Origin of the sequence: Bacillus sp. HMSC036E02, from assembly GCF_001836235.1 — a bacterium.
Classification (GTDB): Bacteria; Bacillota; Bacilli; order Bacillales; family Bacillaceae_G; genus Bacillus_A; species Bacillus_A cereus.
This window is the reverse complement of sequence record NZ_KV827802.1, coordinates 77910-104726: the sequence shown is the minus strand read 5'-3', so window position 1 is coordinate 104726 and position 26817 is coordinate 77910. Positions and strand designations below refer to the sequence as shown.

Genomic DNA, 26817 nt, shown 5'->3' with positions numbered 1-26817 from the left:
GATTGATGAGGATTTATATATTGCTAAGATTTTTAATATATGGCAATTGTAATGACTTTCTGAATATATTGCAAGATATTTTGTTAGGAAAAGTCAAAAAATATCGGTTATTGTATAGGAAACGCTTGCAAAACTCCACCCGAACCTACTATTATGTAGCAATAAGCAAAGAAAAAATTGTTATACAAATGTTTCGCAAAAAATATTGAAAAACCCTCTAAATAAAAAGAAAATTCAGAAAAATATAATTCGACATTCATGATAAAGTCATATTATTTGTTATAATTAGAGTAACGTTTAAGCAAAAAGGGGAAATCAAAATGAAATTAGAAACAGAAAGGCTCTATATAGTGCCGTGTACAGAAGAGAGTATTCAAGTTGCTAACGAGCAAGGATATAATAGCGGTCTGCATATTGTAGGGCATGTAGAGAATGTAAAACAAGATTCGGCTTTATTACCATGGGGGGCGTGGTATGTTCTTCGGAAAGAAGATGATAGCGTTTTAGGAGATATTGGATTTAAAGGGAAACCAAACGAGGATCAAACAGTAGAAATTGGCTATGGATTTATTGAGAAATATTGGAATCAGGGCTATGCAACAGAAGCTGTAAAAGAACTAATCGATTGGGCTTTCAAAACAGGAGAGGTAGAAACAATAATTGCAGAGACACTCATAGATAACTATAGTTCGATGCGTGTTTTAGAAAAGTTACATATGAAGAGAGTAAATGCTACAGAAACGATAATTAATTGGAAAATAGAAAAATAAAAAATACCGCTCTAAATTGAGCGGTATTTTTTTATAGTTATGGTAGCATTTGCTTCTGATCATTTGGATACTCAGCCGTTGATGCGTTAGGACGATTGGAATGATTTCGAACAGCAATGAAAATAGAAATAATAACGACAAGACCAACTGCAACGTAAGAAAGTGAAATAACAGTTGGATCCACTTTAAATGTAGTAAGCAGTGTACGAATATTTGTAAAGATAATAAGACCACCAACTAATACGCCAAGTAAATGGGGTGGAACGATGCGGACTAACCATGCAGCAATTGGAGCTGCGACAATACCGCCGAGCATTAAGGCAAATACCCAAACCCAGCTTACTTGTTCCCAGCCAAGTGAAATGAAAAAGCCGATTGTTGCAGCGAGTGAAACAGGAAATTCACTCGTATCTACAGATCCAATAACTTTTCTAGCTTCATTTCCTCTTGCTAGAAGAACAGGTGTCGTAATGGGCCCCCAACCACCGCCACCAGTTGAATCAACGAATCCAGCGAATAAACCAAGCGGCACAAGTTGTTTTGCAGACATACGCTTATTTGAAGTGACAATTTGTTTTTGAATGATGAATCGTAATAAAATATAAACCCCTAAAGTAAATAAAAATACGGAAATGTATGGTTTGATTACATCTCCGGGCAAATTACTTAAAAAACATGCCCCAACAAATGCGCCGATTGCCCCAGGTAATGTAAGTCTGGAAACTGTATATTTATCAACGTTTCCAAATTTGATATGAGATGCGCCGGAAGCTGCAGTTGTAACGACTTCAGCTAAATGAACTGATGCAGATGCAACAGCTGGTGCAATACCAAACATTAATAATAAAGAGGAAGACGTTACTCCATACGCCATTCCAAGTGCTCCATCGATCAATTGAGCGAAAAATCCAATAATAGCAAAGACAATTAATTTCTGCATAAATAATCCCCCTGTAATAATAAATGAAAAAGACACTTTTCCCGTATGAGAAAAGTGCCTTTGGTTTTTCCAATCAGCAATAATTAAATTTGTTTCATTATAATACATATTAATCGTATAAATCAACTAGGTTTTAAAGTTTTTGAATTGAATGAAAGAAAAATAAAATATACAATAAAAGGATGGAGAGAAAGGGGAGAAAGACATGTTACGATTTGATCATCTCGTTCACGCAGTTCATGGTACACCGGAGGAAGCGGCAAAACAAATGCAGGAACTTGGATTTCATACTGTATTAGGCGGAGAGCATACGAATTGGGGTACTTGGAATAGTTTAAGTTATTTTGATTTATCATATATTGAATTTTTAGCAGTTCAACATGAAGAAAAAGCGAAAGAAGCAGAAAATCCATTAGTACAAGAAACAGTGGTGAAACTACAAAATGGAGAAGGAATGCTACAAATCGCGATCCGAACAGATGCAATTGAGGAGCTAGCAGTTAACTTTAATAAGTACGGCTTACATACGATAGGGCCATTTGAAGGGAAACGTATGAGAAAAGATGGCCGACTTTTAGAATGGAAAATGTTATTCGTTAAGCAAGAAGAGAACGGACCGAAATTACCTTTCTTTATACAGTGGAATGAAACGGACGAAGAAAGAAGAAACGATTTACGTAACAGTGGGACGATTACTGAACATAAAAACAAAGTGCAACAAATTGAAACGATTCATTACGCAGTAAAAAATGTTCGAGAAACAGTACGGAAATGGAAAGAAGTAATGGAGCTATCTACAAGCTTAGTTGTGAAAAATGAAAAATGGAATGCTGAGTGTCAAAGTGTAGTATTTGGAGATATTCATGTGCAGTTTTGTGAACCGATTGGAGAAGGGCTAGTACTAGAACATTTGAATAAGAATGGCGAAAATCCATTTGCAGTAGAGTTTAAAGGTGGAAATAAACGAGAACATGAAGTGCTAGGTAGTTTGTACATATATTAATAGAGGTGAACGTTGTGGAAGAAATACTTAGAGAGATAGAGAGAATACTAGAATGGCCTCGTATTGCAACGTGTACAGCTATTTCAAAAGGTTTTTCACATGAAGAGAAGTATAAAATTGAATTAAAGAATCAAGAAACCTATTTTGTAAAAGTATGTGATGCTGTTCATTTTGAACGTAAACAAGAAGAATATACGTATATGAAACAATTAGAGTCATTACATATTCCAACACCCAAGTTAATTCATTTCATAATAATTGAGAAATTAAATAAATGTGTTCAAGTATTTGAATGGACCCGAGGTATAAATGGTGAAGAAGGTTTAACGAAGTTATCGGTGGAAGAACAGTATATGGCAGGAAGAAAAGCAGGGGAAGTATTAAAGAGGATTCACTCAATTGAAAGAGAAAGTGCAAGTAATAAATGGGAAACATCTAGATGGAATAAATACGAAAGATACATAGAGGCACTAACAGATTACGAGGTGAATTTTCTGGATTTGAAGCCAGTATTAACCTTTGTAGAAAATCATAAAGATTTATTGGAAAATCGTCCAATAAGATTTTTACATGATGACTTCCATCCAGCAAATAGCATGATTCATAATAAGGAATTTATCGTTATCGATTTTGGTGGATATGATTTTGGTGATCCAATACACGATTTTTATAACGTAGCGATTTTTACTATAAGAATAAGTAAACCATTTGCGGTTGGACAAGTTCACGGTTATTTCGGAGGCGAACCATCGCTTCATTTTTGGAAACTGTATACATTGTACGTCGCGATGACATTCCCAGCGGATATCGTTTGGACGAATCGAAGTACACCGCATTTAGTAGATGATATGAAGGAAAGATTAAATGGAATTTTAGAAAATCATAATCATTTTTCATCTTATATTCCAAAATGGTATCAATCAAGCGAATTTAATAAATAAAGGAGTAATTTATATGGATAAAATAGCAGTAATTTCAGATATTCACGGTAATATTCAAGCATTAGAATCCGTGTTGAATGATATTAAATTAAGAGGGATCGAGCGCATTATTTGCCTTGGAGATTTAGTAGGAAAAGGACCTCATTCCAGTGAAGCAATTGAAATCATTCGTAAAGAATGTGAAGTAGTCGTAATGGGAAACTGGGATGATTTTATTACAAAGCCGACTGAATTTGAAGCGTTGAAATGGCATCAAAAACAATTATCGGAAGAACAAAATGACTATTTAAGAAACTTACCATTTTCAATCGAGTTTTATATGAGTGGGAAATTCATTCGTATGTTTCACGCTTCACCGAGAAGTTTATATGAAAGAATTCAACCACACGCTTCAAGAGAAGAACGTATTAGTATGTTCGAAAATAGTGATCTGACGGAAAATATAGAAGGGGAAAGAAAACCAGATGTCGTTTGTTACGGTGACGTTCACCAAGCGTTCGTTCAAAATTTCAGAGGGAAAACGTTATGTAATGCCGGTAGCGTAGGAAACCCGCTTGAAATAACGCAAGCTTCCTATTTAATATTTGAAGGGACTTACAATGAAAAAGAAGCAGCGAGCTTTTCTATTCAACTTGTACGAGTACCGTATGATATTGAATTAGCTATCAGACTAGCAGAAGAACTCGAAATGCCAGAAATTGAAGAATACAAACAAGAATTACGGACTGCTTTATATCGAGGGTTTAAGGGAAAGTAAGCTAATAATATATCAACAATTTTTCAAATATATCTATCATAACTTAAAATATATCAATGATTTTTTCGAGATATCAGCGATTCGAGAAAGGATATCAATTTACTGACAAATAGTGACATGAATTATTATCTATAATTATATTATGTCAACTAATTATAAAGGGAGATATCATGAACCGAAAACAACGAATCAAAGAAATTGCAGATCATATTGTAAAGCTAAACTTAACCCATCCAATAAGAGTTGGAGTAAGCGGTATTACAGCCTCAGGAAAAACAACATTTGCAAACGAACTAGCGGAAGAAATAAAAAAACGAGGATTACCAGTAACACGCGCCAGCATTGATGATTTTCATAATCCAAGAGTGATTCGCTATGCAAAAGGAAAAGAATCTGCAAGAGGGTATTATGAAGATGCACACGATTATACAGCTTTCAAAGAAAGATTATTAATGCCTTTAGGACCTAACGGGAATTTACAATATGAAACGATTTCTCATAACTTAATAACGGATATGCCTGTACATAATGAGCCGCTATTGGCCACGAAAAATATGATATTAATAGTAGATGGAACGTTTCTATTGAAAAAAGACGTTGCGCATTTATTTGATTACAAAATCTTTGTAGATACAAATTTTGAGATTGCGAGAAAACGTGGTGCTAAGCGGGAAACTGAAGCTTTTGGAAGTTATGAAGAAGCAGAGAAGATGTTTTTAAACAGGTATCACGCGGCTTGTAAAATGTATATAGATGAGCATAATCCGAAAGAAATTGCAGATGTTTTATTTGAAAATAGTAAATTTGATGATCCAGTAGTTCTATTTAAAAGACATTAATACAGTTTATATAGGGGGAATGAACATTTGTTTAGATGGTTTCAAAAAAATAATAAAGTGAATGAAGAGAAGGATGAACAATATTTAGAAATCAAAAATGAACAGATAAATGAACAGTTAAAACAAAAAATAATGGAACTAGAGAGTATAAGTGAAGACATTTGCAGTAAGTATCAAAAAATATATGAAGAACGTTTTGCGCAAAAGGGTAAATTAAATTTGAAGCTGTCAATTAAAAGAGATATAGACGGTGATGAATTAGAAGAACTAACATCTAAGAATTGTTTAGAGTATGAATATAGATCAGAAATTAATTTTGAATATGATGCTTCAAAATCATGGGAAGTCTGTACTATTTCGCTTTGGTATTATTACCAAGGATATCGAAAAAGTAGTAGCATAGGAACACTTTATAGCGGAACGATTAATGAATTAGAAGAAGAAGTTAAAGCAACATTGGAAGAACTGTTACATAGTGAAGATAATTAATGATTCCATTTTATATTGCGTTAAGAATGGGTTTAATTTTATGATACTAATAGGGAATAATTTAGGAAGAGAAATTTAAAGGGGATAAAAAAATGACAGAAGTACTAGAACTAAAAGAAGAACTACTACAAATTAAAAATAATAATTATGCTGTACCAGAAGACGTAGATGCATATCCATATGCGCAGTGGATACTAGATTATATCGGATCACCTGATGCTGAATTACGTGATGATTTAATTTATAGTACGCTTCACACATGGATTACAAATGATGTATTTAGACAAAAAGAGTTAAGAGGATTAATGTTACAAGCAATTAGTCCTGATTATTTATTTTATAAAATTGGTGAAAAGGGAACAGACTCTGTATTTAAACGTGCATTCTCCGTATTAATTCCACCACTTATTTTATCTGTTCATGAAAGAGAACCGTTGTTATCCGAAGAACAACTGTACAGTGTAGCAGAACAAGTGCTGGAATATGTATATTTAGAAGAAGATGTAAGGGGCTATGTAGAAGGGAAAGGCTGGGCGCACTCTACTGCACATGCAGCAGATGCACTCGATGCTTTAGCACGTACAATCCAAAATCGTGAGTTCTCATATGCAATACTAGCTGCCGTTCGTCAGAAGGTCCGCTTACATGACTACGTATACATTCACTTTGAGGATGAGAGATTAGTAGCACCAATTATGTCGTTACGTAACCAAAATCTTTTAACTGAAGAAGAGTGGAGCAATTGGTTACATAGTATAGCAATTGTTGAAGACATCCCGCATCCTCAATATGATATTTTAGTACAAAATATTAGAGCTTTCTTAAGAAGTTTATATTTCAGAGCTTTAGAGACAGAGGGTAGTACAGCCTTTACAGATGATATATTGGAGACTTTAAAGGGTTTGCGTAGGTATTAAAAAATAGTCCAGCCTTAGAAACCAAGAATAGATATTAATTTAGAAAAATTTATTAGAAATTTATTTTTATATTGTACCCTTTCAGTATAGAGTGAAAGGGGTGTCAAATGAAAAAACTATTGAAGTTAGTGAAAATAATTTTTTTAATGTGTATTAGTATTAGTTTCTTTGGAACAGGCGCTGTATTTATATATCATAACTATCAATTAAAAATGGAATCGAAATTAATGAACAATAAAGGTGAACTTGTTAATTTCGATAATAAAAAAGTGAATGTTTATAATGAGGGGAGCGGTGAGGATACGTTTGTATTTATGGCCGGATCTGGAATTGCCGCTCCTGTTTATGAATTGAAAGGTTTATATAGTAAATTTTCGAAAGAAAACAAGATTTCTGTAATTGAGAGAGCTGGTTATGGATACAGTGATGTTTTTCAAGATGATAGAGATATTGATACGATATTAGAACAAACGAGAGAAGTGCTTATTCGAAGTGGAAATAAACCACCTTACATTTTAGTACCACACTCTCTATCGGGTATTGAGGCTATTTATTGGGCACAAAAATATCCAAGTGAAGTAAAAGGGATTATTGCATTAGATATTGGTTTACCCAAACAGTACGTAACTCATAAAATAGGCATGGTGGATTCATTAAAAATAAAGGGGATGAATATTTTAACGAAAATTGGTTTTCAGAGATTAGCTCCTTCTATTACTTATAATCCTGAGGTCATTAGGCAATCCTTTTTAAACGAACAGGAAAAAAAAGTTTATAAAGCGCTTACGTATAAAAGGGCTTTTAATGATGATATGAAGCAAGAACTTTTACAAAGCTATAATAACAGTAAAAAATCAAATTCCTTATCAATCCCAAAAGAAACACCTATATTATTTATAGATGCAATTGCTAGGCAAAATAAAGATTCGAAGTATACAAAGCAAAAAAACAAAGACTATAAGGAGTTTGCTAGCGAGTTATTAATAGCTGATGTGAAAATAATTGAAGGTACACATAGTATTTATTTATACGCTCCTGATGAAATATACAAATTTGCTATGGATTTTATTAATAATAAAGTAGTTAAGAACTAAGCTATTGCTATTATAGCGATGAAAGGTCTACATAATGAAAGTATATAACATATTAATTGTTGAAGACGATTTAATTATAGGGGATTTATTACAAAAAATTTTGCAGCGCGGGAAGTATAATGTGTATTGGGAGAAAGAGGGAAGGAAAGTTCTTGATGTAATTTATGAAATTGATTTAGTCATAATGGATGTTATGTTATCGGGAGAAGATGGTTATCAAATTACAAAGAAAATAAAAAATCTAGGATTAAATATTCCGATTATATTTCTATCAGCTCGGAGTGATATGGATAGTAAACTAAAAGGTTTGACTATTGGGGAAGAATACATGATAAAACCTTTTGACCCTAGAGAGCTGTTGTTAAGGATTCAGAAAATGTTAGATAATCAATATGGTACCTTCACGCAAATTAACCATTTATTTATAGATGCAGAATATAAAAGAGTTTTTATAAATGGTTTGCGTAATGAAGTTGCTTTTACAGCAATTGAACGTAAAATATTCTTCTATTTATATGAAAATAGAGATAGAATTTTATCGAAAGAACATTTCTATGATTACCTATGGCAACTCGAAGATAGAAATCAAAATATCATGAACGTACATATAAAGAAAATTAGGACAAAAATTGATGATAAAACAGGTGATATTATACAGAACATATATGGAGAAGGGTATAGACTAAATACCTACATGAAGAAATGAACTTAAAGAAAAAATATCAGTTACTACTATTCTCCGCTATTATTAGCGTACCACTGTTATTGTTGTCGATTAGTATCTTTGTATCAGTTATTTATAATGTTGTCTTTAAAACTAAAAATAAGAACATTCCTTTTCACGAATCCTATGCATATCCTACTATGTTAATCATATTTTTATTATCACTATTAGTATTAGCTTTTGTATTTTCAAAGTCGATTAACACCGTATTAAACAAAATTAATATATTAAATCAAACAATTCGAGATTTAGCTAGTGATAAAAAAATCCCTAATATAATAGATGTTAAAAGCGATGATGAAATGGGAGAACTGATTAAATCAGTAAACTTGCTTATAGAAAGAACAACTTATCGAGAATTGGAACTACAGCAACAGGAACAAATAAAAAAGGAACTATTAAATAAATTACGGCATGATATTAATACACCCTTAACAGCGGTCAGATTACAATTATATTATTTAGAATGTGAGTACAAGGAACAAGTACCAGTACTTGAATCACTGTATGATCAGATACAATATATAAGTGAATTAACTAACGAATTTAATATTCAATCTACAGAAACTTTAGAGAATACTTATATTGTGCATGATGAAGTGAATATACATAATTTAATAGAAAATATGATTAAAAAATGGAGCTATTTGTATAGCATTCATAAAATTGAATTAGTATATAATCCACAAGATAAAGAGTTGATATGGAATAGTAATGAGTTATGGATTCAAAGGCTATTTGATAATATTTTTCAAAATGTCCTTAAACATTCAGAAGCTAAAAAACTCAAAATCATTATAGATGAAGATGTTGTTTCTTTTAGAGATAATGGGATTGGGTTTGATATAAATAGTAAAGGAACGGGACTTGGTTTGAAAAACATTGAAGATATATCAAAGATGTTCGATATAAAATACACTTTACAATCAAATAGTGAGGGGACTATGTTTTCATTTGAAAATACTAAAGTTTAGAGCAAATTACATAAAACCAACACCTCCCAACCATACTAATAAAATGTTTTGGAGGTGAGTTTAATGGACAAAAAAGACTTTGAAAAAGTATATAATGATTATTTACATCAAGGGGAAGAGCAAGCTCAATTTGAACTAGCTCAGGAAGTTACTTCAGGAGCAGAACAAATTGTTGCTGTTCGTAAAAATGATGAAGGTGATTTGATTGCTTTTAAAACAAGTAGCGGGAGAGAGTTAGATTATATGACTGCTCTTAGTGAAGCAAAATCAGGGAAGTTAGCTCATGTGGACATATTTCATAAGTATGGCAGAGATATTATACGTAGTGAATCTGATGGAATAAAAGAAAATAACTTAGATAATTTACCTTCATTTTAAAGGGTAAACCTCAAGAAGAGAATGCTCATTACGATATTCTCTTCTTTGTTTTGCGAAGTTTTCCTTGCAAATAGACGATTCATTTTTAAAGTGCGATCATACTTTTAAAGAGCTCTCTAAATTTCTCTTTATCTTCTGCTGTAAATGGTTTCGGTCCCTTTGTACGTTTACCACTTTTTCGAACCATTGCACTTAAATATCGTGTTTGTAACAATTGTTCAATGTTATCATTCGTATACTTATAGCCTTTATGGTGTAGTACGATACAGCCTTTTGCTAAAGCGAGCGAAGCAAGACCGTAATCTTGTGTTACGATTAAATCTTCTTTTTTTGCTAACTGCATAATTCGGTAATCTGCGGCATCTGCTCCGGAATCAACATAAATTGTTTCCACACCTTTAGGTTGCTGAGCATTAGAGTAATGAGAAAAGCTAGTAACGAGGGTTACAGGGATTTCTGCATTCGTAGCTTCAAAAATAATTACATCTTTTACAGGACAAGCATCTGCATCAACGTAAATTTTCATTTTTACCACTCCTATAAAGTGAAACTTTAATCAGTGGGGGGATTCACCCTCCACTGATTATTAGTTGAACCAATCGGGCATTTACGGGCAGTTAATCTCCCACATAACTTCTTTGTTACAGCTGAATTTTGAGCTGGGAGTTTTATTGCCCGTTAATGCGGGGTAACTAGGTTCGTGTTGATAATAATGGTAGATTTTTCTTTTGTCAAACGATAGAGCTTTATGTAAATTTATTTTTCACAAACCAAAATAGCCTCCCGCAAACGAGAAATACCTTCCTCAATTTGATCAATATCCACTTTTCCATAAGATAAACGAATATAACCATCTTTCGCGCCGAAAATACTACCTGGCATAAAAGCAATTTCTTGTTTTAAGCTTTGCATAATAAGTTGTTTTTCGTTTATCGGTTCTTTTAATTTTCCCCATATGTATATTCCACCGGTCGGATTTGAAAAAGAGATTTTATCATGAAGTTGCTCGTTTAGAGCTCGAACAATAACGTCTCTTTTTTCTGCTAGTTGTTTTCGTAACGGTACGATATGCGACTGAAATGGTACAGTTTCGAAAAACTGCTGCATAAGCCACTGCGGGAAAATACTCATTCCTAATTCCATTTGATGCCTTGCGTCTGATAACCTTTCTACTACAGATTGCGGAGCGACGAGCCAGCCGACTCGTAATCCTGGCGCAATCATTTTTGATAAAGAATGTACATAAATAACTGTTCCATTTTCATCAATCGATTTTAAAGTAGGGCAAGGTTGTTTCTTTTCTAGCGTAAGTAAACTGGACGGATCATCTTCAACAATTGCAATTCGTAAATCTGCGCAAAGTGATAATAGTTTTTTTCTACGGTTTGGATGAAGCATCGTTCCCGTAGGGTTTTGGAAATTTGGATTTAAAAAGATCATTTTAATACGGTGTTTTCTATATAACTCCTGTACATCATCTGGGTTAATCCCATGTTCATCGACAGGTAATGGGAAAATACGAATACCTGCTGATTGGAATAGAGGCAGGGAATAACAGTGTGAAGGACTTTCGAAAGCAACAGCATCACCTGGATTTAATAAACATTGTACGATCAGGTGAAGTGCTTGCTGTGCGCCAGATGTAATCATAATGGATTGCTCAGTTGCTTCAACTTTTAAATATTCCCTCATATATTTTACAACCGCTTGTCTCAGCGGAAGATGGCCTTGTGGATGATCATAACTTAATGAATGTGTTAACGGTTGTTCTCGTAAAATTGTTTGTAGTTGATCGTGTGGGTAGAGATTACAACCGAGTTCTCCGTTTGCGAAATCAATAATATTTTCATTTTGTTGTACTTCTGCCCGAATATGGCGAAGTAACGGTAAGTTTGGTAAGAACGTACCGCCTTCTACGAAATTTCTCCAGTTCGGCGTTAATGTTGGAGAAACGCCCCACATATGTGTACTTACACGTGTACCTTTACCAGTCGTACTTTCTACAATTCCCATAGCACGTAGTTCGTTATAAGCAGTCGTTACTGTACTTCGGTTTACATTTAACTGTGTAGCTAATTTTCGTTCGGAAGGTAGGAAGCTTCCTGGAGGAAGTTCTCCGTATGTAATACGTTTTTCAATAAAGTCAACAACTTGCTGATAAATGGGGATTTTACTGTCGTTATCTAGCTTCCATTCCATACAAACGCCTCCGCATCTCTTATATACATTCAGTATAACAAATTGGCTGGGTAAAAAAACAGCCAATTGGACGGTGTTATATCCAGCCAATTTTACTATGCTAAATATGGAAGGGGAGATTCGGATGAAACGATGGCAAATGGAATGGCTCCTAGTATCTGTTGCATTAGTATGGGGAGCAAATTATACAATAGGAAAGTATGGCGTGGCATATATGTCATCCATTCAATTTAATAGTTTACGATTTTTAGTAGCATCACCGGTATTATTACTTATTACTTTTATGATGGAACGCTCATTACGTATTGAAAGAAAAGATTGGTTACGATTAGTAGCAGTCGGCATCGTTGGAACGACAATGTATCAAACGATGTTTATGCTATCTGTGAAATATACTTCAGCAACGAACGCTTCATTATTAATTGCAATGTCACCTATTTTTACAGGGATATTAGCAGTATTGCACAAACAAGAACGTTTTTCGATGAAAGTACAAATTGGTTCAATCGTAGCCTTTATTGGTGCAGCATTCGTTTTATTAACAGGACATACAGGAGGAGCTACTTACGAGTATGCGTGGCTCGGAAATATAATTGGATTAGTCGCAGCAATTGCGTGGGGATGGTATCCAATTTTAGCGCAACCACTCATTACAAAATACTCCGCAATGAGAGTTACATCATGGTCTACTTTAATTGGAATTGGACCTCTCGTTATATACTGTTTACTCAATGTAAGCACACTAACGTGGCCAGTAGATATGCCAAGCTGGGGATCACTAGCATATTCAATCGTCTTTGCGACCATATTCGGACTTGCAATGTGGTATGTCGGTATTAGTAAAATAGGCTCAACGAAAGTAATGGTTTATATGTATCTTGTGCCATTGTTTGCAGTGATCTTTGCGGCAGTAACCATTGGAGAGCAAATTAATTTGATGCAACTAGTTGGCGGGCTTATTATCTTCATCGGTTTATATGTTGTAAAAAAAGGTGGAATGAAAAAGCCTGCTCTCAATTTGAAAAAAGTAAGTTAACAGTAAAAAGGATCTCTTTCATATAGAAGGAGATCCTTTTTGTTTTTGTAATAAAAGCGCTTGTTCAACGGCCCATTTTTGATGATCGTGCATGAGAAGCTCTATAGCATGCAATGGAGACATCCACCTTAGAACATGATCCTCCTCACAGTTTTCAGTTTGTTTCTGCACCATATTCGCAATATAAAAAAATCCATCGTTTAAATAATATATATCTTCCTTTTCTGCATAAAAATATCGAGCCGCATTACCGATATACTGATCAATTTTAATTGCCCATCCTAATTCCTCTAGTAGTTCACGGTGCAAACATTCTTCTTTTGTTTCATTACCTTCCATACCGCCACCAGGTAAAAAGTAACGGTCTCCTTTTTGGATAACAGCAATCTTTGAAGAAGATGATTGAAAAATAATCGCATAACAACTAGGCCTTAATGTATAATGAACGTTAATTTTTTTAGAGCCAAATGTGAGTTTTGAAATCATAAAACACGACCTTTCTCTATAAAATACATAAAAGGAATATTAAGGTAAATGCAGAATTGTATAAGTATAATCTTAACAGATTGGAGTGATAACAACATGATAAATCGAAAATGTTCAAGATGTAAAGAAATAACAGGTACGATGCACGGTGGTAAAAAAATTAAGGAAGAATTTCTATGTGAAGACTGTTTGCAAAAAGGAATTGAGAGCGGGGAAATCGAATTATCACAAGTGGAACAAGAAAAAACCTCGTATCTTTCTATAAAGATATTAAAAATAACGAGTGTTATTTATTTAATAGTATCAATTATATCTGCTTTTTCTGCTGGAGCATTTATACAAGATCCAGGGCTTGGTGGAATATCTTTTTCAATAACAGGTACAGTTGGTGTTATGATAATTGGATCCATATTCCAGTCTGTTCTCGTATTTTGCGGGATATGGGTATTTATCCTTTTAGTAGAAACAGTCATTAAAATTTATGAAAAAATGAAGTGAGTGAGAGGGAGAAACATATGCGAGTAAGAAACATCCAAGGGGAAGATTATGTAAAGATTCATTCTGTTTTAAATGATTGGTGGGGCGGGAGAGACATGGCTGCCATGTTGCCAAAATTGTTTTTCGTTCACTTTCAAGAAACGAGTTTTATCATTGAAGAAGAAGGAGAAACGTTAGGTTTCTTATGCGGATTTTTTTCACAAACATATAAAGATGAAGCATACGTTCATTTTATCGGTGTAAATCCGAAGTATAGAAGAAGAGGAATCGCATCGACATTGTATTCTTATTTCTTTGATGTCGCTCGTGCAAATAATCGTAAAGTTGTAAAAGCAATTACGTCACCAACTAATAAAAAGTCGATACAGTTTCATCAAGAAATCGGTTTTCGAATTGAGGCTGGGGATGATGAGGTAGAGGGTGTATCGGTACATACAAATTATGATGGAAATGGCGGGAGTAGAGTTTTATTTTTGAAACATGTGTAGTGAAATAAGCTTTACCTAAACGCACTGAGTTAAATGTATATCAAAACGTTATCCGTTGCATAAAGAATGACTGATTTTGTTAGCTTGATAGAGGGTAGTATGATAGTCGAAATGAATTTCCGTAACAAAATTTCATCTAAAAAAGAGGGATCTATATGAAATTTGAAAGAGATAGATATTTTTTACAGATGGCATTGGAAGAAGCTGAAATGGCATTAAAAGAAAATACATATCCAGTAGGAGCAGTTATTGTTGATGGAAATAATAATGTCATTGCAAGAGGAAGAAATAGAGTGCATCCACAAAAAGACATAACAGCTCACGCAGAGATAGACGCTATTCGCAATGCAGGGGAAGCAATGTTTGATGCAAAAATAAAAAATGAGAAGTTTACTATTTATAGCACGTTGGAACCGTGTCCAATGTGTACAGGGGGTATTTTATTCGCAAAAATACAGAGAGTAGTCTGGTTACTAAATGATGACTTAGGTTTTGGTGGATATAAAAAGATAAAAAATGCTTTAGTTTTCGAAGGGAAATTTAATAAAATCGACATAGTGGAAGAACCATTTGAAGACTTAAAAACAAGACAAAAAGAACTTATGAGACAATGGGAGCTAAATCCCAATAATATTATTAATTTGCGTAGGGCTATAAAAAAATAGTTGTTTCTTTCAATTAAATCGGGATACTGCCACATTACCATCAATTTAAAAAATATAGTGAAATTATATCGATTTAACAATAGAATATGGAAGAATCTATTACGAATAGAAAGCCGTCCTAAAAGTATTCTAGGATGGTTCTTTTTGTTGTGAGGAGATAAAGAGTATGGAGAATAAACAGAGTAGAAATGAGTATGTAAGACGCATACATAAGGTTCAAGATTATATAGAATCAAACATAGACAGTTCATTATCCATTGAAGAGCTAGCTGATATAGCAGGATTTTCGAAGTATCATTTTCATCGGATTTTTAAAGGAATAGTTGATGAGCCATTATCTCGGTATGTGAATCGCTTGAAACTAGAAAGGGCAACACATCTACTTACATATCGCGCAGACATGACGATTACAGATATTGCGTATCACTTCGGATTCACAGATTCAGCAGTTTTTTCCCGAACATTTAAAAGTCATTACAGTGTAAGTCCGTCTCAATATCGAAACGATAATAGCAAGAATTGCAAAGACGTAAGGGGAATTCCTCAATACAATGAATGTAAGAAGGTTCGAGGAAATGTTGAAATTGTAACAGCGGATAATATAAACGTCGCATACATAAGACATACAGGTACATATGAAGAGTTAGCTATAGCTTTTCCAAAAATGATAGAGAAATTCTTTCATTACGCAGCGGGGGAAAACTATCATGTATTTGAGGATACGAAAGTATTAACCATTTACCACGATCATCATGAATTTACGGAGGACAATCATTTAAGAACTAGTTTATGTATAACAATTCCGAATGAGCCTGCAGTAGAAACGAACGACATTGGAATAATGGTAATACCTTCTGGAAAGTATGCGGTAGGTCATTTTGAAATATTCCAAGATGAATATAAAGGAGCGTGGGATTTCTTATATGGTGAGTGGCTTCCAAATAGCGGATATAAACCGAGAGATTCCTATCCTTTTGAAATGTATAAAAATGACCCAAGGCAGCACCAGGAAAATAAACATATAGTTGATATATATGTACCTATCGAACCTTTTTAATCATAGGTTAAAGGGGAATGAATAATGAAAACTGCTGAAAAGTTAGATCTAATTATAAAAGAAGAATACAAAAATATTAATGGTATGTTAGTAGTACAGAGAGGTAATATTGTTTTTGAAAAATATTATAACGGCCAAGGTCCAGATAATGCATTTCATGTAGCATCTGTCACAAAAACGATTATTTCTGCGTTAATTGGGATATGTGTAGATAAAGGCTATATAAAAAGTGTAGATCAAAAAGTAATAGAGTTTTTCCCTGAATATAAACGTACGGCATCTGCAGTAACAGTGAGACACTTACTTACAATGACAGCGCCATATCCTTTTGTAGACTGGCAGGAACCGTTAGAAGAATTATGTACACAACAGGATTGGGTACAGTATACACTTAATAGGATGGGGAATGGCGGAGAAATTGGATCTTTTAAATATTCATCTGCAGGAGCTCATTTATTATCAGCAATTATTACGAGCGTAACAGGAAAAAGTGCGCGTGAATTTGCGAATGAACAGCTATTTCAGTCACTCGGTATGAGAGAAATTCCAAACTATAATATGAAAGCATTTGGATTCGATGACTTATTCGGAAAAGATGTGAAAGGGTGGGTTCACGATCCAAATGGTATTTCGACAGGCGGATGGGGACTAACGTTAACTGTTAGGGATATGGCTAAGTTTGGACAGATGTATTTGAATGAAGGTATTCATAATGGAAAACAAATACTATCAAAATCATGGATAAAAGAATCAACAGAAATAAACCAAAATCAATATGGTTACTTATGGTGGTTTCGAGAAGAAGATGGAATCTTTTCATACTGTGCTATGGGTGACGGTGGGAATATGATTTGTTGTATTCCAGAGAAGGATTTGGTTGTAGTAATTGCTTCTGAAGCTATGCCGAATGCACGGGATAGATGGGAATTGATTGTGAAATATATTCTTCCTGGCATACAGTCAAATCAATAATGGTAGTAAAAAGATGGGGTGAATTTTGGTTTTATACCATCTTTTTGTTTTGTGACGTAAAGTTCATGGGAATGTAAGGGTTTTGTTAAAAGTGTAAATATTAGGGTTTTTTAATGTAAAAAGTCTTTCTTTATGTATAATGGGGACAAGGCCTAAAAATACTTAAATATTTAAGTGAATATTTTAAAAAGGGAGATTAAGGATATATGAAAAGCTTACTTCCAAAAACTTTAGCTGTTACAGGATTAACTGCTTCTTTATTAGGTATGGTTTCTTCCGTTTCATTTGCTTCGATTAGTTGGGATAATAATGCAACGTGGACAGGAAGCGGAGCAAAAGCTAAGGCAACTGCCTATACTGCAAAAAAGGACGAACCTCATTTTTACAAGATGACTGTAAGAGCTAGCTTTGATGATGGGACTTCTAAAGAGTTAGCATTGTATGATGCTAAAATTTCAGATCGTATAAACGTTAGCGTTGCATCCAAAGGACCGGTGACCAGAGGTTATTCGGGTCATGAATGGATAATGGTAGGGGATAGTGCGTACACTTCTAAGGAAATGGTAATTAAATAAAAATCAACAAAAACCGTGAAAAAGGATACATACCTTTTTCACGGTTTTTAAAATGAGGAGGATATATGAATCTAGTATTAAAAGAAATAGTGGTGAACAAAACAATATTCATTATGCTATTTATTGGATTTGTATTGACAATATGGCCAATCCTGATCGCAATGTCGACGCGAGATTATTATGATGAGAAATTTTATGATAGTAAAAATGGTTATTTTAATTATTACTATTCAGTTCAACTTACTAATATGGGGGAAATCAATTTCGAACAATTTCAGACGTTAATAGAATCTGATTTTAAAAACGCTAGTGTTATTACAAATGATATTCGTATTACTATTCCGGATATCGGCCACGTAATAATGAATGGTCTCCTTAATAAAAATTGGTCTCCACCTTTGCTAAAAGGTTCTCAGATGGAACAAGATGAAAAAAATAGTGTAATAGTGGGGAAGAAAATTTATAAGGATATGGCAACAATAAAATTATTTAATAAGGAATATACAGTTAAAGGCGTAGCTGGAGAAAATACTGGATATGAGTATAATATTAAAATTTTCGTCTCTCTAAATGACATGCCAGATGAGGTGAAACAGATGATACAAAAAGATAATACATTCCAAATGATTGTTCGTTCTAATGAAAACCCTATCAAGGAAATAGAAACTTTCATACAGCATATGAAACAGAACAATAAAGATATAAATGCCAAAGTGATTAGTGAAAAAGAGAACTATGAAAAGGAAAAAAACTCAAGTGAAGCCGTAGAAGAGTTACTCAGTTTTCCATATAGGCTTTTATGTATAGCTTTCATTACCAATATAATAGTAAGTTATTATTGGATTTATACGAAGAAAAAAAGTTTGTCGTTAAGGAAAGCTTTGGGAGCAAGTAATATAAATTTTTTTATTTTTATATTTAGTCAATTATTTTTATGTGCAATCACTGCATCAGCCTGTGCAATATGCATACAATGGATTTTTAGCATTTTGAGTGAAAATATTATAGAGTTTACAAGTTATAGTATTAGTTTACAGTCTACTCATATTGTAATGTGTGTATTTCTTTCACTTACTATAGCTTTCATCCTCTCTGTAATACCATTTGTATATGTGCTTAAAAGTGAACCTGCTAAAGCATTAAAGGAGTAAAAATGATGAGAATAAAAAGTGCGTTCATAGCATTAAAAAAGAGATTTCTATTTTCCGTACTTCTTCTAATACAGATTACATTTGGATTAGCAACTCTAACGAGTTCAATTAATGTATTTTATAATTTACACCATCTAAACGATAAATCCAGCTCGGTATTAAATGTGGATAAAACATATTTAGTTACTTTTGAAATGACGACAGATAGATTACAAAGCAATCAATTTAATAAAGAGAAAATTCAAGCGGTTTATAATACAATTCATCAAAATAAAGATGTGATTTCGTATGGTACATACGAGGAGCGAGTTATTGAAATAGAGTCAAGTAATAGACCATTTCAAAACAGTATGATTACTGATTTGAAACATAAAACGTTTCACGATGAAAGACCTACTATTAAAACAATTTTTGTAGATGAAAATTACTATAAAATGTTACGTTTACCTTTAAAACCTGAAGAAGGTTTCTCGCATGATGACTTTCAAAAAAATAGTGAAGAAAAAACAAAAGTTTTAATGGGTTCTTACTTTAAGAAATATTTTCAAGTTGGAGATACAATTAATGATCGATATACAATTATAGGGTATTTGCCAGAAAATAAATTTATCGTAAATAATAATACGCCGAACACATATTTGAAGTTGGATTACGCAATGATAATGCCTATGTCATTTGATAGATTTGAAAAATATGAAGCAATGTTTTTAAGACTACATCAAAGTACAGTTTTATATTTACAAAAAGGTGCAGATGTAAAGAAACTAGAAGAATCAATTCAACTTAAAGGAAACGGCGGTACGTTTCATTTAAAAAGTTTAGGTGATGAAATAAATGAAGATGTTACTCTTAACGGCTATTCGGAAATACCTCAACTTATAGTAGGAATCTTATTCGTTGTATTCTCGATCGTCGGAATTGTAGTAACGACCATTGTTTCTATCTTGATGAGAAAGCGGGAATTTGGTATAAAAATAGCTTTTGGCGAAAGTAAATTTGGTATGTTTATTCAAATTGTTTTAGAGAACATTATTGTAGCAATAACTGGCTTAGGAATGTCGATAACTTACTTTTCATGGAGGTATGGGGTTCTATTACAAATGTCGAAGGATTTAAAGGAAGCAACGGTATTAGACTTTAAATTGGATATGCCTATATTGTTTTTAGTATTTCTATTCTTATTATTAATCATCGTTGTCTCGAATGTAATTGTCTTCTTATTTATTAGAAAGCTTGAACCGAAAACATTAATAGGTGGGATGGAATAATGGGGTTAATTGAACTAAAAGATATTAAGAAGGTGTATAGTAATAAGAATCATAATACGTTCGCGTTAAACGGTATAAATTTAACGATAAATAAGGGCGAAATTATAGCGGTAATGGGGCGATCAGGCTCAGGGAAGAGTACATTACTAAATGTTATAGGGTTAATTGATATGCCAAATGAGGGTGAATATATGTTAAATGGAAAATCATTAACTGAAATTAGAGCAAATAAAGTTCATAAAACAAGAAATGAAATGATTGGATTTATACTTCAATATTTTGCATTGTTAAAAGAACATACTGTACTAGATAATGTAGTGCTACCACTCACATATAGAAAGCTAAAGCAACGAGAAAGAGAAAATAAGGCGAAGTTCTATTTAGAAAAAGTAGGTTTAAAAGAACATATGCATAAAACACCGGACGAGCTATCAGGTGGACAACAGCAGCGCGTCGCAATTGCAAGAGCGTTAGTAGGTGAACCAGAATTAATATTGGCTGACGAACCGACAGGGAATTTAGATAGAAAAACAGGAGAAGAAATTATGAATTTGCTATTACAACTGAATGAAGAAGGACGAACGATTATTATTGTAACCCATGATATAGAAGTAGCGAATAAGTGTAATAGAATTATTGAGTTAGTTGATGGGGAAGTTGTGCGGAGTTAGTAATTCAACAATTATATCTAATTTAAGAATCCGTATTGATTAATTTTTCAAGATGGATTCTTTTTATTTGTAGGATTAAAGTAAAACAACAAATCCCCCGTAACTTTTTATGATAGAAATTCGTTTAACAAAAGAAACGATTTTTAATGAGGAATGGGGGAGAACAATGAAAATTTTAATACTAGGTGGTACACGATTTTTGGGAAGAGCTGTTGTAGAAGAGGCTTTGAACAGAGGGCATGAAGTTACATTATTTAACCGCGGAACAAACAAAGAAGTTTTTCCTGAAGTGGAGCAGCTGATCGGTGACAGAAATGGTGATGTATCAAGTTTAGAAAATCGAAAATGGGATGTTGTTGTGGATACATGTGGGTTTTCTCCGCATCACATTAGAAATGTTGGAGAAGTACTTAAAGATAATATTGAACACTATATATTCATCTCAAGCCTTTCCGTATATAAAGATTGGATTCCGCATGACATAAAAGAAGACTATATATTACAACCTGAACCGACGGAAGAGCAAATAAAGGCTGTAGAGAATGGTGAAATATCTCCTTATGAGCATTATGGTGCGCTGAAAGTATTATGCGAAAAAGAAGCAGAGAAGTATTGGCCGGGGCGTGTTTTACACGTAAGAGCAGGACTTCTTTCAGGAATGTTCGATTATACAGATCGACTTCCATACTGGATCGGGCGTGTAGCAAAAGGAGGTAAAGTGTTAGTTCCAGGAAGAAAAGACCGTCCAGTACAGATAGTTGATATAAAAGACGTCGCAAACTGGGGACTAAACATGGCAGAAAATAATAAAGCAGGTACATTCAATATAACAGGTCCGAATGATGAATTGACGATGGAAGAGCTATTAAATACGTGTAAAAAAGTTACGAATAGCAATGCTGAATTTGTTTGGGTAGACGAATCGTTTATGAGTGAACACAATGTGCAGCCTTGGACAGAAATGCCTTTGTGGATTCCAGAAACTTTCCCATTAGATGGTGGGACGAAGCCGTGGAGAGGCGGGTTTTCTATTTGTCTCGAAAGTGCGGTTAATGAAGGGCTTACTTTTAGAAGAATAGACGAGACAGTTACAGATGTGTATGAGTGGATGGAGAGTACGGAAGAATGGGAATTAAAAGCAGGTATTTCAGGCGAGAGGGAGAAGGAATTGTTAGAAAGATGGTATCAATAAATTTAGCGGAGTTCTTTGAATATGCTTGATTGCACATAAGGAGGAAAAGGTGATGTGGAAAGACACCATTCACAGTATCTCATCAAATTTAAGCTTGAAAAACCCAGCTACGAAGGATGAACTTACTGATATACAAAAATGTTTACATGTGGAGTTACCGAATGATTTATATCAATTATTACAGGAAACAAACGGTATAGAAGGTGAATACGGTGACTTTATATGGTCTGCTTCAAAAATTAAAACTGAAAATATGAGTATGAGAAATATAGTTGATTTTAAGGATTTATACATGCCTTTTGACTGTTTATTATTTTTTGCTGATGGGGGAAATGGTGATTTGTTTGGCTATTCCATTTTGAAAGGAAAAGTACAAAGAGATGATATATATGTATGGAACCATGAGAATGATAGTAGAACGTGGGTTGCTCCTTCTTTAAAGACTTTTATGGAGTGGTGGGAGAGTGGAAAGATAATACTTTAAATATAGTATCAAAAAAGTGCCTTGTTACTAAAGAAACAAGGCACTTTTTCACGAATAATTAATCTACCACTCAATCGGTTCTTCTCCGTACATCTCCCATAGCTTAGGAAACATCTTTTTTAAACCTTCTTCATCGTCTTCATTCCAGTCAAATTCAAAATCTACATCGTCGAATTCTTCATTAGATAAGACATGGTAAAGTGTAAAGTAAGTATCATCTTCGTCACCAGTTTTTTCTGCATATACAGTGAAACCGAAATATAAAGAAAGTTCTTCTATTTCTGGGACGTCATACTCACTCAAATTTTCTAATACAGGAATTAATCGTTCTGGATCTTCAATACAAGCTTCGTATGTCTCTTTTCCTTGATATAATAACCATCCGCGGAAGTAATCGAAAGTATCATCTGAACAACCACCCATAATAATATAGGCTGCTGCCCATAAACGGGAGGTATAGGAATCTTTCAAAAGACGATGCATATGCGTATCAAAAGCTACAATTTCATGTACTGTACGTTTAGCAAGGTGGGAAGTAAGCCATTCTATTTGTTCTTCTTGGTCTTCACCTTTCGTTTTTGCACGATTAAGTAGTTCCCAAAATTCTTCTTCTGTTATCGTTTTTTCTTTTATGTAATCTTCCCCAGGCAACGGGTCTGTATATCCCTTTTTACGTTTGGAAGCAATTAGTTTGTTAGCTTCTTTCATACATTCTTCTTCTGTTTCAAACTCTTTCGCTTTCACACTGCCAGCTGTGCCGATTTTTCCGTAAAACACAACATAGTCTTTTTCTTTCACAACGATTTTCCAAAACTTATTTGATTTCTCAGTTTGCTGGGTTAATAACGTTTCCATCCGTACCCCCATAATGTTTTCTAGTGTGCAATATGATTGTAACATATGTATATACACTTGTAATGATGAAAAATAATAGTTTAGAAAATTCGAAAACCATTGAATGGAGTGGATAAATTTAGTAACCTTATTTGTAAAGTAATTACATAATTGTTTTGTAATAATTCAATATTTGTATAAGGGGGCGTTACGGATGGATCTTACGTTTAAAGTTGAGGAAACATGTTTTAATTACCGCGTTGGAGCAATTTGTAAACATGATAATAAAATACTCATTCTGCAAGGTGACGGTGAAGATTTTTGGTATGTACCCGGCGGTAGAGTAAAAATGCTAGAGAATAGTGAAGATGCATTAAAACGAGAACTTGCGGAAGAGATAGGTGTTCCTATTAAAAGGAAAAGGTTAATATGGTCAGTAGAAAATTTCTTTACACTTTCTGAGCGAAAGTTTCATGAAATTAGTTTTTATTATGAAGTAGAGCTACATGAGTTACCTGCGAGTGGAGCGGATCAATATATTTTGGAAGAAGAGGGTAGAACGTATTTGTTTAGATGGGTGCCAGTAGAAGAACTGCATACATATAACTTACAGCCTGCATTTATAAAAGAGAAAGTAAAGGATGTATCAGTTCACACAGAACATATCGTATTACAAAAGTAAACGTATTCGGAGGAGAAAACGGTGAAGGGGACTAAAAAAGAGGTACATATAAATGACAAAGTAATTCGTTACACACATATCGAAAAAGGTTCTAGTACGGTTTGTTTTATGTTTTCAGGTTCAGGATACAATTATGATAAGCCGTTATTTTATTACGCAACGATGTTAATGCTTGAACATAAAATAGATGTTGTACATATTCATTATTCTTATGATGGACAATTAATGAATAAACCAATGGAAGAAGTAACGAAAGTAATGATGGATGATATTAATCTGTAATAAATGAAGTATTAAAAGATGAGCAATACAACGAGACTATGTTTTTAGGGAAGTCACTCGGAACAATTCCGATTGCAAATGATTTAATGAAGAGAGAAGAATTCGCGCAGTCAAAAATGATACTACTTACACCTTTACTGACGTTTGATACAATTTTTGATTCTATCTTACATAGTCGACACGAAGGGTTTTTAGTTATTGGGGATAAAGATCACCAATACAATGCAGATCAAATTGATCAGTTATATAAAACGAATTTACAGATTGAAGTTGTCAAAAATGCAAATCATTCTGTAAATGTTGGGGGATATGAAACGGAAAATTCAATTGAGGCTATAGCGAAAATAATAGGAAAACTTAAAGAAGTTGTTAGGACAAACTAACCTATTAATACATGCAAAAGAGGTGCGAATTGCACCTCTTTTACTTTAATAAGCCTTCAAAACATGAAGTAAATAATCCTTACGATTCAGCGGATTATAATCAACACGTTTTCGAGTAGGGAAGGGAGCCATAAGTTTTGTGAAACCAGCTGGCTTCGTTGTAAATATGCCTTCTCCTTCTGTAAATGAATGTAGTATTCGTTTGAAACTCTCTGTTTTCGCAACAGGTAATGATCCTGTTAACTGATAAGAATTGTTATTGAATATAGGCTCTGCAAAAGTTGCTGGAACGGCAGCGAGCTTATACATTGCGGTACTAATTGCTTGCTCCGGTACAGTTAATTCAAACGCATTAACTGGTTCATATACATATGTTGCAGCTTGTTTTAAAGCATCCATTAAAACGAGCGGTGTTAAGTTTCTAAAGTCACTCGCTGTTGTAACAGGACTAGCATAACCAGTATGTGTTAACGTGACGATAATATCTGTAACTTCCCACCCATATAATCCTTGTTTTAACGTTTGAAATACCGTATCTTCAATCGCTTTATGAAATGCTAAAGGTAGTGAGCCGAGCTCAACACCTAATTTATATGTTATACCGCAATTAAGTTCACCACGTTCAACTTTGAATCCGATTGTTGCGTAAAATGGATTCTCTTTTTCACCCATTACTTCAACAGAATTGCCTACGCCAATTGGTTTCTCGATACATACAACTCGCGTATTTGAAAAAATAACCTGCAAATTATATTTCTCATAAAGTGTTGTTTCAATTACTTCTTTTTGTACCTCACCGAAAAGGCGAATATATAGTTCATTATGAACATCGTCTTTCCAAACTTTAATGAGCGGATCTTCTTCACAGAGTTCCATAAGAACAGCGTATAAATTATGAATTTGCTCTTTAGGTACCGCATCAATGGCAGCTTCCATTTGTGGTTCGGCAAAGTGAATATCTTTTATATAATCCGTACGTTCACCGATAATATCACCAATTTTAATATCATTCAGCCCCCACACTTTACCAAACTCACCGCTAGGAACGGTAGAAGTTTGAACGGTATCTCCATTATGAAATAGGCACATTTTTTTTATCTTTTCTTTATGGAATAGAGACTTACTGCGCTGTATATTAACATATTTTCTAACATGTAAGCTACCTGAAAAAACTCTTATATAAGCAACCTTTTCTCCAGAAGGTTCACGTTCAATTTTAAAAACAACACCGGATAATGGTTCCTCTTGTGCCGATGTAAGAGCTGGAATGAGAGCCGGAAGTTTTTCAAGAAGTTCTGTTACGCTCATACCAGTCATTGCTGAACCGAAAAAGATTGGATACACATTCGCTTGCTGTATTTGCTGTTCTAGTTTTTCTCTTAATAGTGCGTCCGGTATTATTTCGTTATTTACATATGATTCAAGTAACGATTCATTAAATGGTGCTAACAGTTCCATACAATCGTCATATGATTTGTATTTAATGATCCGGGCTTCTTTCGTTCCTTCGTTTAGAACAGAGTAGAAGGGGAATGCTTCATTTGAAAGAACCTCTTTTATTTGTTTCATAACTTTTTCAGTGTTTGCGCCACTACGATCAATTTTATTAACGAATAAAATAGTCGGTATGTTTAGTTTCTGTAATGTTCGCATTAAAATTTTTGTTTGTGCTTGCACACCTTCAACGGCAGAGATAACTAAAATCGCACCGTCTAGAACGCGGAATGATCGCTCCACTTCAGCGATAAAATCAGCGTGTCCAGGTGTATCAATGACATTTACTTTTACAGCATCAATAAAGAAAGAAACGACAGATGCTTTAATCGTAATTCCGCGTTGTCTTTCTAATTCCATTGAGTCAGTTTGTGTATTACCACTATCTACTCGGCCAATTTCTTTAATCACATTCGTTTCATAAAGAATACGCTCAGTCAAACTCGTCTTGCCAGCGTCTACGTGCGCGACAATCCCTATATTTATTGTTGTCATTTGTGAATATCCTCATTTCATTTTCCATTTTCAATTCCTCATTTCTATTTGTATATTGCCGCATTATCAATCACTCTCC

The 26817-nt window shown here is 33.9% G+C and carries 30 protein-coding genes and 1 pseudogene; 25 read left to right on the top strand and 6 right to left on the bottom strand.

Annotated features, from left to right (window positions below):
- Positions 1-320 precede the first annotated feature (320 nt).
- Entirely contained in the window at positions 321-770 is a 450-nt protein-coding gene (locus tag HMPREF2590_RS01525) for a GNAT family N-acetyltransferase (protein ID WP_050821941.1), read from the top strand.
- A 37-nt stretch (positions 771-807) separates the two neighbouring features.
- Here the strand turns inward: HMPREF2590_RS01525 and HMPREF2590_RS01520 are convergent, their stop codons facing one another.
- Positions 808-1710 (bottom strand): sulfite exporter TauE/SafE family protein, encoded by a 903-nt coding sequence (locus HMPREF2590_RS01520; RefSeq protein WP_001170721.1) that lies wholly within the window; start codon positions 1708-1710, stop codon positions 808-810.
- A gap of 205 nt (positions 1711-1915) precedes the next feature.
- Between HMPREF2590_RS01520 and HMPREF2590_RS01515 the strand changes: the two genes are divergently transcribed.
- The 10 genes from HMPREF2590_RS01515 (at position 1916) to HMPREF2590_RS01470 (ending at position 9826) form a co-directional block, all read left to right on the top strand.
- Positions 1916-2713 carry a VOC family protein gene (locus HMPREF2590_RS01515; RefSeq protein WP_000943349.1) on the top strand — a complete coding sequence of 266 codons (798 nt, stop codon included), beginning with the start codon at positions 1916-1918 and terminating at the stop codon, positions 2711-2713.
- Positions 2714-2727: 14 nt separating this feature from the next.
- Entirely contained in the window at positions 2728-3654 is a 927-nt protein-coding gene (locus HMPREF2590_RS01510) for an aminoglycoside phosphotransferase family protein (RefSeq protein ID WP_050821940.1), read from the top strand.
- A gap of 13 nt (positions 3655-3667) precedes the next feature.
- Entirely contained in the window at positions 3668-4411 is a 744-nt protein-coding gene (locus HMPREF2590_RS01505; protein ID WP_000357653.1) for a metallophosphoesterase family protein, read from the top strand.
- Between the two features lie 170 nt (positions 4412-4581).
- A complete protein-coding gene (locus HMPREF2590_RS01500; RefSeq protein ID WP_001080550.1) occupies positions 4582-5250 on the top strand; it encodes a nucleoside/nucleotide kinase family protein in 669 nt (222 codons plus the stop codon).
- 27 nt (positions 5251-5277) lie between these two features.
- Positions 5278-5739, top strand: a complete 462-nt coding sequence (locus HMPREF2590_RS01495; RefSeq protein WP_000490268.1) for a hypothetical protein — start codon at positions 5278-5280, stop codon at positions 5737-5739.
- 92 nt (positions 5740-5831) lie between these two features.
- Positions 5832-6656, top strand: coding sequence for a DUF2785 domain-containing protein (locus HMPREF2590_RS01490; RefSeq protein ID WP_050821939.1), 825 nt, complete (start codon positions 5832-5834; stop codon positions 6654-6656).
- 107 nt (positions 6657-6763) lie between these two features.
- Positions 6764-7750 carry an alpha/beta fold hydrolase gene (locus tag HMPREF2590_RS01485; RefSeq protein ID WP_030026260.1) on the top strand — a complete coding sequence of 329 codons (987 nt, stop codon included), beginning with the start codon at positions 6764-6766 and terminating at the stop codon, positions 7748-7750.
- Positions 7751-7784: 34 nt separating this feature from the next.
- Complete coding sequence (locus HMPREF2590_RS01480) at positions 7785-8456, top strand: response regulator transcription factor (protein ID WP_050821938.1); 672 nt, start codon at positions 7785-7787, stop codon at positions 8454-8456.
- Positions 8453-9448 carry a sensor histidine kinase gene (locus HMPREF2590_RS01475; protein WP_001049588.1) on the top strand — a complete coding sequence of 332 codons (996 nt, stop codon included), beginning with the start codon at positions 8453-8455 and terminating at the stop codon, positions 9446-9448. Before HMPREF2590_RS01480 ends, HMPREF2590_RS01475 begins: the two co-directional genes overlap by 4 nt.
- 63 nt (positions 9449-9511) lie before the next feature.
- On the top strand, positions 9512-9826 hold the full coding sequence (locus HMPREF2590_RS01470; protein ID WP_050821937.1) for a DUF3892 domain-containing protein: 315 nt from the start codon (positions 9512-9514) through the stop codon (positions 9824-9826).
- Positions 9827-9911: 85 nt separating this feature from the next.
- On the opposite strand, the gene HMPREF2590_RS01465 is transcribed toward HMPREF2590_RS01470, so the two are convergent.
- Both HMPREF2590_RS01465 and pdxR read right to left on the bottom strand, forming a co-directional pair.
- The gene (locus HMPREF2590_RS01465; RefSeq protein ID WP_000708769.1) at positions 9912-10352 is read right to left on the bottom strand and encodes a YaiI/YqxD family protein; all 441 of its coding nucleotides are present in this window, start codon (positions 10350-10352) and stop codon (positions 9912-9914) included.
- A gap of 230 nt (positions 10353-10582) precedes the next feature.
- A complete protein-coding gene (pdxR, locus tag HMPREF2590_RS01460; RefSeq protein WP_030026253.1) occupies positions 10583-12025 on the bottom strand; it encodes a MocR-like pyridoxine biosynthesis transcription factor PdxR in 1443 nt (480 codons plus the stop codon).
- Between the two features lie 124 nt (positions 12026-12149).
- Between pdxR and HMPREF2590_RS01455 the strand changes: the two genes are divergently transcribed.
- Complete coding sequence (locus HMPREF2590_RS01455; protein WP_000832983.1) at positions 12150-13061, top strand: DMT family transporter; 912 nt, start codon at positions 12150-12152, stop codon at positions 13059-13061.
- An 18-nt stretch (positions 13062-13079) separates the two neighbouring features.
- Here HMPREF2590_RS01455 and HMPREF2590_RS01450 read toward each other — a convergent pair whose 3' ends face one another.
- Positions 13080-13547 carry an NUDIX hydrolase gene (locus HMPREF2590_RS01450; RefSeq protein ID WP_000624000.1) on the bottom strand — a complete coding sequence of 156 codons (468 nt, stop codon included), beginning with the start codon at positions 13545-13547 and terminating at the stop codon, positions 13080-13082.
- Between the two features lie 96 nt (positions 13548-13643).
- On the opposite strand from HMPREF2590_RS01450, the gene HMPREF2590_RS01445 reads away from it, so the two are divergent.
- The 11 genes from HMPREF2590_RS01445 to HMPREF2590_RS01395 all read left to right on the top strand — a co-directional run bounded on the left by HMPREF2590_RS01445 (position 13644) and on the right by HMPREF2590_RS01395 (position 22568).
- Entirely contained in the window at positions 13644-14045 is a 402-nt protein-coding gene (locus tag HMPREF2590_RS01445) for a DUF3980 domain-containing protein (protein ID WP_050821936.1), read from the top strand.
- A 17-nt stretch (positions 14046-14062) separates the two neighbouring features.
- Positions 14063-14533: a GNAT family N-acetyltransferase gene (locus tag HMPREF2590_RS01440; RefSeq protein ID WP_044584591.1), complete on the top strand. Its 471-nt coding sequence runs from the start codon at positions 14063-14065 to the stop codon at positions 14531-14533.
- A 155-nt stretch (positions 14534-14688) separates the two neighbouring features.
- Entirely contained in the window at positions 14689-15198 is a 510-nt protein-coding gene (locus tag HMPREF2590_RS01435; RefSeq protein ID WP_000667405.1) for a nucleoside deaminase, read from the top strand.
- 166 nt (positions 15199-15364) lie between these two features.
- Positions 15365-16255, top strand: coding sequence for an AraC family transcriptional regulator (locus HMPREF2590_RS01430; protein WP_050821935.1), 891 nt, complete (start codon positions 15365-15367; stop codon positions 16253-16255).
- 24 nt (positions 16256-16279) lie between these two features.
- Positions 16280-17227, top strand: coding sequence for a serine hydrolase domain-containing protein (locus HMPREF2590_RS01425; protein WP_050821934.1), 948 nt, complete (start codon positions 16280-16282; stop codon positions 17225-17227).
- A gap of 206 nt (positions 17228-17433) precedes the next feature.
- Positions 17434-17802, top strand: coding sequence for a hypothetical protein (locus HMPREF2590_RS01420; protein ID WP_000838682.1), 369 nt, complete (start codon positions 17434-17436; stop codon positions 17800-17802).
- Positions 17803-17867: 65 nt separating this feature from the next.
- Positions 17868-18953, top strand: coding sequence for an FtsX-like permease family protein (locus HMPREF2590_RS01415; protein ID WP_050821933.1), 1086 nt, complete (start codon positions 17868-17870; stop codon positions 18951-18953).
- A gap of 2 nt (positions 18954-18955) precedes the next feature.
- Positions 18956-20221 carry an ABC transporter permease gene (locus tag HMPREF2590_RS01410; RefSeq protein WP_223277244.1) on the top strand — a complete coding sequence of 422 codons (1266 nt, stop codon included), beginning with the start codon at positions 18956-18958 and terminating at the stop codon, positions 20219-20221.
- Positions 20221-20892 carry an ABC transporter ATP-binding protein gene (locus tag HMPREF2590_RS01405; RefSeq protein WP_050821931.1) on the top strand — a complete coding sequence of 224 codons (672 nt, stop codon included), beginning with the start codon at positions 20221-20223 and terminating at the stop codon, positions 20890-20892. The genes HMPREF2590_RS01410 and HMPREF2590_RS01405 overlap by 1 nt, the downstream gene beginning before the upstream one ends.
- Positions 20893-21058: 166 nt before the next feature.
- Positions 21059-22084, top strand: coding sequence for an SDR family oxidoreductase (locus HMPREF2590_RS01400; RefSeq protein ID WP_050821930.1), 1026 nt, complete (start codon positions 21059-21061; stop codon positions 22082-22084).
- 52 nt (positions 22085-22136) lie between these two features.
- Positions 22137-22568 (top strand): SMI1/KNR4 family protein, encoded by a 432-nt coding sequence (locus tag HMPREF2590_RS01395; protein WP_050821929.1) that lies wholly within the window; start codon positions 22137-22139, stop codon positions 22566-22568.
- A gap of 63 nt (positions 22569-22631) precedes the next feature.
- Here HMPREF2590_RS01395 and HMPREF2590_RS01390 read toward each other — a convergent pair whose 3' ends face one another.
- Positions 22632-23423, bottom strand: coding sequence for a DUF4240 domain-containing protein (locus HMPREF2590_RS01390; protein ID WP_000449211.1), 792 nt, complete (start codon positions 23421-23423; stop codon positions 22632-22634).
- A gap of 193 nt (positions 23424-23616) precedes the next feature.
- Between HMPREF2590_RS01390 and HMPREF2590_RS01385 the strand changes: the two genes are divergently transcribed.
- A complete protein-coding gene (locus tag HMPREF2590_RS01385) occupies positions 23617-24084 on the top strand; it encodes an NUDIX hydrolase (protein WP_000366230.1) in 468 nt (155 codons plus the stop codon).
- Positions 24085-24105: 21 nt separating this feature from the next.
- Positions 24106-24749, top strand: a pseudogene (locus HMPREF2590_RS01380) (alpha/beta hydrolase).
- Between the two features lie 45 nt (positions 24750-24794).
- On the opposite strand, the gene HMPREF2590_RS01375 reads toward HMPREF2590_RS01380, so the two are convergent.
- Entirely contained in the window at positions 24795-26738 is a 1944-nt protein-coding gene (locus HMPREF2590_RS01375) for an elongation factor G (RefSeq protein WP_050821928.1), read from the bottom strand.
- Between the last annotated feature and the right edge of the window lie 79 nt (positions 26739-26817).